The organism is Atlanticothrix silvestris CENA357 (assembly GCF_016056295.1).
GTDB classification, from domain to species: Bacteria; Cyanobacteriota; Cyanobacteriia; order Cyanobacteriales; family Nostocaceae; genus Atlanticothrix; species Atlanticothrix silvestris.
In genome coordinates, this window is the sequence record NZ_JAECZB010000055.1 from 1 (window position 1) to 7,235 (window position 7,235).

The 7,235-nt window shown below is 39.6% G+C and carries 6 protein-coding genes and 2 pseudogenes; 6 read left to right on the forward strand and 2 right to left on the reverse strand.

Features of this window, described 5'->3' with window-relative positions; genetic code table 11:
* Positions 1–406: pseudogene (locus I8751_RS16885) on the forward strand (IS4 family transposase); the annotation flags it as partial.
* Between the two features lie 299 nt (positions 407–705).
* Here I8751_RS16885 and I8751_RS16890 read toward each other — a convergent pair.
* Positions 706–1,368: a GIY-YIG nuclease family protein gene (locus I8751_RS16890; RefSeq protein WP_225894209.1), complete on the reverse strand. Its 663-nt coding sequence runs from the start codon at positions 1,366–1,368 to the stop codon at positions 706–708.
* Between the two features lie 248 nt (positions 1,369–1,616).
* Between I8751_RS16890 and I8751_RS16895 the strand changes: the two genes are divergently transcribed.
* Positions 1,617–2,546 (forward strand): carbohydrate ABC transporter permease, encoded by a 930-nt coding sequence (locus tag I8751_RS16895; RefSeq protein WP_214440300.1) that lies wholly within the window; start codon positions 1,617–1,619, stop codon positions 2,544–2,546.
* Between the two features lie 126 nt (positions 2,547–2,672).
* On the opposite strand, the gene I8751_RS16900 is transcribed toward I8751_RS16895, so the two are convergent.
* A complete protein-coding gene (locus I8751_RS16900) occupies positions 2,673–3,923 on the reverse strand; it encodes a glycoside hydrolase family 10 protein (RefSeq protein WP_214440301.1) in 1,251 nt (416 codons plus the stop codon).
* A 375-nt stretch (positions 3,924–4,298) separates the two neighbouring features.
* Between I8751_RS16900 and I8751_RS16905 the strand changes: the two genes are divergently transcribed.
* From I8751_RS16905 to I8751_RS16920, 4 genes and pseudogenes are all read left to right on the forward strand, one after another.
* Positions 4,299–4,796, forward strand: coding sequence for a hypothetical protein (locus I8751_RS16905; protein ID WP_214440302.1), 498 nt, complete (start codon positions 4,299–4,301; stop codon positions 4,794–4,796).
* 292 nt (positions 4,797–5,088) lie between these two features.
* Positions 5,089–6,255: a hypothetical protein gene (locus I8751_RS16910; RefSeq protein WP_214440303.1), complete on the forward strand. Its 1,167-nt coding sequence runs from the start codon at positions 5,089–5,091 to the stop codon at positions 6,253–6,255.
* Between the two features lie 141 nt (positions 6,256–6,396).
* Positions 6,397–6,819, forward strand: a complete 423-nt coding sequence (locus I8751_RS16915) for a hypothetical protein (protein WP_214440304.1) — start codon at positions 6,397–6,399, stop codon at positions 6,817–6,819.
* Between the two features lie 325 nt (positions 6,820–7,144).
* Positions 7,145–7,235, forward strand: a pseudogene (locus I8751_RS16920) (recombination mediator RecR); the annotation flags it as partial.

Genomic DNA, 7,235 nt, shown 5'->3' on the forward strand with positions numbered 1-7,235 from the left:
AGATAGTCTTGCCGATGCCATTAAAGCATTTAAGTTGCGCAGTGGCATTGAGGCCATGTTCCGTGATTGCAAGACTGGTGGCTATAATCTTGAATCTACTTCTGCTGATGGTCAACGATTGATGGCACTGATTTTATTAATTGCTATCGCCTATACTTGTGCTGTTTTAGCAGGTCGTAACTCTCGTCAAATGGGATTACAAAAATATATTGGTCGTCTGAAGGAATTAAACCGACTACATCGCCGACATAGCGCATTTTGGGTTGGTTTGTATGGCCAATTATGGGTGGGTGCAATGGAGTTTTGGGCTGATTTAGCTCATGATTTAATGCGTTTAAAGCCCAGTAAACTACCCTATTTTCGCAAGGGTCTACGTGCTATGTCTCTTATCCAGTCTGCTTTGTAGCTTCTTTGTCACCCCTTCAGAGGACACGCTAAAACTAAAAAAGCTATTCGATTGTATTGAATTGTAGATATAACAAGAACAAGGCGATAGCCCATTTGCTTCCGCCCTTGCTGTTGTAGTTCATTATTCATTGTTCTAGCAATGTCATCAAATGACATTCCTGATGTGTAGAAGGCAAATGCACGCTGAATCGAATCAACTGTAAACTGCTGTAGTGATGAACCAAGTTATTGTATAAAAGATAACTAATTTTTAGTTTATACAATAGTTATGGCTAGATTCAGCAGCGCTCGATGATTCTATTTGGTTTCTTGTGTCTGCGCGTCGATAATTGCACTCCAGTCATCGTTTTTCACAGCTGCTTCCAGTTGACGCTGACGTTCAACATCACTGTTATCTGTTGATTCTGCTTGTTTAGAGAGTGTTGTGTCAGCCATTGCTTTTTGCAGTTTCAACTTTTTCTCTTCGTAAGCTTGGCGTTCTGCTTCTGACATCGCCGCCTTAGCAACTTCGCCTACAGTGCTAGCCCACATTCCATTTTCAGCAGCGTTACCAGGAGGTATGCTATCGAGTTCTGCAATCCATGCATCTCGCAAATCTTCCATTTCTTGGCGCTTGGGAAATTTAAAATTCTGTACTCGCACAAAAGCACATTTTTGCTCACCATTTTGGTTTACATGACCGTTGAGGGAAAGCAATACATTTCGGGAATAGCCAATGTACTGTGTGTGGTGTTCTAAATCCAAAACAGCATAAACGCCTGCGATTTTCGCATTGTGGGAAGCTGCACGCCAAGCCTCAAGAGGTATAATCTCTGCTCCGTTGTCTGCTAAATCTGGAGTTACAGCCACCTCAGTCGCAGTGTGTTCGTCATCATTACTGTACAAAAAGTCATGTAGCCCACGGTGACTTGTTGGTACATCTTGATGCTCAACTGGCAAGTTTTTCTCAGTTTCCATCATAGTTTGTTTTTGTGCGGTTGGATAAGTACAAGTAGATTAGCTCTTTCAAGGTATAAATTGGAAGGATGTATTTTTTTTAGTATGTTTGTGGTTAAAAAATTGATGAACCACCAAGATACCAAAGGAAAAAGGGCTTGGTGCTTACTGCTTTTATTTGTGAATGTTCATGTAATATTAATTAGTTTTCCTAGCTGTTATTCATGATGGGCGGGAAATTAAGCCGTCAAAAATGACTCAAAAAACTTCTTATGATTCAATTAACACCTAAAGATTGGATGTTGCTCAAACAACGTCTGACTCCTTATTTATTTTTGTTGCCTGCTTTATTTATCTTAGTTTTGACTGTTTTTTGGCCTGCACTGCAAGCATTTTACCTCAGCTTTACTAGTTACGAAGATATTGCCCAACCACCAAAATGGATCGGGTTTGCCAACTTCTTACGCCTGTGGAAAGATGCAGTTTTTTGGAAAACTTTGGAAAATACTTTTCTTTATCTTGTGGGTGTAGTGCCAATTTTGGTAATCGCTCCCTTAGGACTGGCGATTTTGGTAAATGAAAAACTGCGGGGGATGAATTGGTTTAGAGCTGCATACTATACGCCAGTAGTAATTTCAATGGTAGTTGCAGGCATAGCTTGGAAATGGCTGTATGCAGAAAGAGGTCTACTCAATCAGTTCTTTCAAATTTTGGGTATTTTTCCAGAAGGTGTTCCCTGGCTGACTAGCCCAGCTAAACTGCTGGGAATTATCCCAATTTCTCTGGCTAGCGTCATGGCTGTCACTGTGTGGAAAGGATTAGGTTACTATATGGTGATTTATTTAGCGGGTTTGCAATCAATTCCCGCTGATGTGTATGAAGCCGCAGCTATTGATGGCTCCGATGGTATCCGCAAACACTGGGATATTACTGTACCTTTGATGAAACCTTATCTAGCACTAGTAGGGGTAATTTCAGCTATTTCTGCAACCAAAGTCTTTGAAGAAGTTTACATCATGACTCAGGGGGGGCCACTCAATAGCTCAAAAACAATTGTTTACTATTTATATGAACAAGCGTTTAGTAACTTAGAAATTAGCTACGCCTGCACAATTGGGCTAGTACTATTTTTGATAATTTTGGGGCTATCGGTTTTACGTCTAGCAATCAATCAAAAAGAAGCAGATAATATCACAGTTTGAAGCAGAGGGGCAGGGGAGCAAGAAGAGGGGGGAAAAGGTTAAAGGGTAAAGGGTAAAGGATGAAGAAACAAACCCTTTAACCCTTACCCCTTCTTTCCCATGCCCCATGCCTTCTGCCTCCTTTTATTATGGTTTCCAACCTGTGAGCAAGTTTGGGTAAGTTACTCGTGTCGGGAAAATTTGTTGAAAAGCAGACTGACGCTTTGAGGCTGGTTCTTGGCTAAGATTCCATAGGGTTTCATAGAAAAAGAAAGAGACTCCGGCAAAATTGCGATCGCGGACTTTTTGTACTTGTGTTTGAATCTGTTCCATTGGTATCGATCTGTTTTTCAAACCAGCCAAAATACCAATACTGACGGGAATATGACTTTGTGCTGCTTTAACTTCTGGATATTCTAATTCACTCACAAATACATTCAAGTCATTGCGATATATCTGCAATACCAGTTCTTCAATTAATCCCATGCGTTCCCATCTTTGCCAGTCTGCTAAGAAAAATTCGTAGGAGAAGCGCTGGGGATTAGGTGCAACAGAAACAAGACAATCTTTTTTATTGGCTTTGATGGCTGTGAATACCCGTTTCATAAATTCGGTGATTTTGTTAGCTCTCCAGCGTACCCATTCTGGATCTTTCGGGTTTTTAGAGGGAGCTTTACCACGGTGTTCTTTTTTGTATAAGGCCACCGTGTAAGCATCGTAGCCTAATTCTGAAGGTAAGCCAAAATGATCATCAAATTGAATACCATCTATGTCGTAGTTTCTGACGATTTCAACGATTAAATCTTGGATAAATTGTTGTACGTCTGGGCGAAAGGGACTCAACCAAACACGGTTATGTGTACCTTCTTTGACAATTTTTGTACCATCGCTGCGGCTGGTGAGCCATTGGGGACGATTTTTGGCTAATAAAGAATCAGCAGGAGCCATAAAGCCAAATTCAAACCAAGGAATCACAGTTAAGCCTTTTTTATGTCCCTCGGTAACAATTTCTTTGAGCATATCTCGCCCTTGCAATCCCGGTGTGGGATCAAGCGATCGCCCAATCACTTTACCTGCTACTTTACTGGGATAGAGTGTATATCCCCAATTCCACACTGCGGGATACACCGTATTAAAGTTTAATTCATCAAGGCGTTGTAAAGAATTCTTGAGGCGATCGCGCTCAAACAATACATTACTATCAATATTTGTTAACCAAACCCCTCTTAACTCAGTTGCTAGCGATCGCGAAGAAGTAGTTTGAGCATTCAGGGGCAAAGATAATATCACCGTGGCTAACATGCTCAAGCTTACGACTACAGCAAATAATCTTCGCTTAATACTAGGACGACTTTTCCACTCTAAAAACTTCACACACCACTTTACAAATCTTTTCATAAATTGCTATAGACAAAAAACAAGAAAACATGAATTATGACAGGTCTATTTTGACAGAAGTTGCGTTTTTGCCTGCTAATTAAACAGTTAAAGTTATTTTTACAGCCAGATTATGCTTTGTCAGCTTTTAAATTTTAAATTTCCTTGTTACTCATCTTGCTTATATTAAATTTTCATAAAAATTACATCATTTATTAATTTATTTAGGTGGGACTATACAAATCTTGCTTACTTAAGCATGAACGTTTAGGATGGTAATAAGTTTTAGAAAAAAGAGTTTTAACAAGATTAATATTTCGTTTACTGATAACAAAAACAACACTTAAGTAGTAATTATACATATCCATTTGTAAAATTTAAAACTGAACATACGTTATGATGAACTTAAGTAATCAGCAAGACTACCTAGCAAACAGTACAGCAGCCATAAAGAGATTATCAAGGACAATAATGCTAGCTGGTGGTGAATTTTCGCTGATCTTAGCTTGTTGTAACTCTGTTAAAACACAGCAGCAAATACTAAATTCATTAAAGGAATTTTCATCAGCGGATATCCAAGAAATAATGCTCTCCCCTTCTGCTGAAACTCTTTACACAACGATCAAAAATACGATAGGTGATTCTCGACCTGAAGCTTTGGTGGTAAAGGGTTTAGAATCTGTTGCAGCGATTAATCAACTTCTTCTCAGCACTAATTTAATGCGAGATGAGTTTCGCAAAAACTGTCATTTTACTTTGGTTTTATGGGTAAATGACGAAATTCTCAGTAAGTTAGTTTGGTTAGCACCTGATTTTAAGAATTGGGCAGCCAGCACTATTAGATTTGATATCGCTCATCAACATTTCATTGAGAGTCCAGCACTCAGCGCCTGATATCGCTTCATCCCTTGAATTGGCTAACTTTTCAAGTATTGAGAAAATTGATTTGAGTATCTAAGCTGAAGGGCGATCACTATATCTACTTATATATAAACTTATCGTAAATCTCAAGGAACAAAAAATTAGCACACTAGCGTCTATCATTACATCTGCACAAAATGACACATGTATAGTAAATCCCAACTAATTTAGCTTTGGGATAGCTTACTATTTTGTAATTAATTGCTAGATATTAGTCTTTAATTTTTTAAACACTAAGCTAACTAATGATATTGGCTTTTTTACTATGAAGATTATGTTGAAAAAATATTGTACCACGAAACAAGCTCGAATTTTCACCGCTTTGATTTTGACTGGCATTTTATCTGTTAGTAGTGGGTTAACACTGATTAAAAATGCCACGGCGGCTACTGCGAATCTGCCAACACAGACAACCAGTGAAGTTCTTAAAGGAAAAATTAAAACCAATCGCTTACCACGTCCGGTAGCTAACGCGGTACTACGAGACTTAGCTCGTAGAGAAAGAGTTTCAACCAAAGAACTCAAAATAACTGACCATAGTCGCCAGACTTGGCGTAATGGTTGTCTAGAATTACCCCAACCTGATGAACTTTGCACCCAAGTACTAGTTCCTGGTTGGCGGGTAGTAGTGTCTAATAATCAACGCACCTGGGTTTATCACACCAATAACAATGGACGTTTCTTACGTTTAGCTAAGACACAGCAGGCTCCCTCAGTTAACTTACCAGCATCTGTAAAAAATGCCGTTTTGCAAGCTGCATCTAGACGTTTGCAACAACCTATTTCTCGACTCAATATTACTCAGGCTCAACAGAAAACATGGCGAGATGGCTGTTTAGAGTTGGGAGGTATAGCTGAATTATGTCTTGCTGCTTTGACACCCGGTTGGCGGGTAGTTGTCGGTGCAGTTGAACAAACATTGGTTTATCACACCAATCAAACAGGTTCTGTTCTGAGGCTAAATGAAAAGGCTAGCGAAAATACTGATGGAAATCCTATTGGGGATTCTGACAAAGTTAAACCTGTACCAATTCCTGCAAGTGAATTACCACCACCGTTAGATCAAAATGTCGTGTTTCGGCAAATCTCTAGTGGTGGCTTTGCTGGTAGAACCTACGAAACTGTTTTACTTAAAGACGGGGGTTTAATTCGCGTACGGATTGGTGATGCTAATGATTCTGAGCGTAGTGTACGCCGCATTTCTGTGCAACAAGTAGAACAATTTCAGAGATTGTTACAACGTTACAGATTTAGTAACTACAAAAATTTGAGTTACCCAGCACCTAACGGTGCAGCCGATTATATTACCTACACCCTCACTAGTCGTCAAGGTACAGTTCAATACAACGATATTTCGCGGAACAATCTCCCGCAAAATTTACAGCAAGTAATCAATGCCTGGAATCAAATTAACAGCAATCCCCAAACTTAACTAACAAATTTTGCCATTCGCGATCGCTTGTACATTATCTCATCCGAGCGATCGCGCCTCACAATTATTAAAATATTGCACATACTACCAATAAATTGTATCTTCTAAAACATTAATACTAGTGTTTTAAGGTATTCAAAGATGAGCCATTTTCTAACACTTGTGATTGTTGCTCACACAGAACCAAACCCAAGCAAAAAAGCTCAAGAATTGATGATGCCATATTTTGAAGCAGATGAAGATAATCCATCTTTGCAAGCAAAATGTGACGGATTTGTGATTGGTGGTCAATATGATGGCATCCTTTGGGGTAAAGAGCAGCATTACAATCTCAACCCCGAAGAATTTCAACGTCGATACGGGCTAGATATTGTGCAATTAGAAGACAATATTCGCCCTATATCTACCCTAGCGCCTGATTTAGTTTCATACGCGATCGTTACGCCTGATGGAAAGTGGCATGACTGTGAAGGAAAGTCCGATGGAGAATGGCTACAGGAGTTCCGAAGTCTTTTACAACAACATCAAGAGAAGATGATAGCTGCAATTGATTGTCATTGTTGATTGAACTAGTAACAGAATAGTTATACCAATTCTGTATGAAGATGCGCCCAATTATCTCAGACTTAGTATAAGAAATCAAAAACGAACCGCCCTTCGGGTTCAGCAGTTCGCAATCGACGCAAAGCGCCAAGACTGCGACTGCTTCACCAAGTACGCCAAGTACGCCAAGATTAAGAGTTTAAGAGAGTTTGGCGCAGCTTCACAAAGAAACGGTATTAGTGCCATTATACAGAGAAGATCATTCAAAAAAATGTCATCATAGTAATGAGATTTATAACCTTCTGGAGATAAGACAACGGTTTACGCACGCCCTTTAGCACGGTTAATTGAGCAGTTGCAACGCCTACCAGGAGTTGGCCCCAAATCAGCCCAACGACTAGCTTTGCATATTTTAAAGCGACCAGAGTCAGAAGTAG

What these genes read in the sequence shown, in the direction of transcription:
- I8751_RS16900 (WP_214440301.1), bottom strand. Translation starts at nt 3,923, where the DNA reads ATGAAAAGATTTGTAAAGTGGTGTGTGAAGTTTTTAGAGTGGAAAAGT.
- I8751_RS16890 (WP_225894209.1), bottom strand. Translation starts at nt 1,368, where the DNA reads ATGATGGAAACTGAGAAAAACTTGCCAGTTGAGCATCAAGATGTACCA.
- I8751_RS16910 (WP_214440303.1), top strand. Translation starts at nt 5,089, where the DNA reads ATGAAGATTATGTTGAAAAAATATTGTACCACGAAACAAGCTCGAATT.
- I8751_RS16895 (WP_214440300.1), top strand. Translation starts at nt 1,617, where the DNA reads ATGATTCAATTAACACCTAAAGATTGGATGTTGCTCAAACAACGTCTG.
- I8751_RS16915 (WP_214440304.1), top strand. Translation starts at nt 6,397, where the DNA reads ATGAGCCATTTTCTAACACTTGTGATTGTTGCTCACACAGAACCAAAC.
- I8751_RS16905 (WP_214440302.1), top strand. Translation starts at nt 4,299, where the DNA reads ATGATGAACTTAAGTAATCAGCAAGACTACCTAGCAAACAGTACAGCA.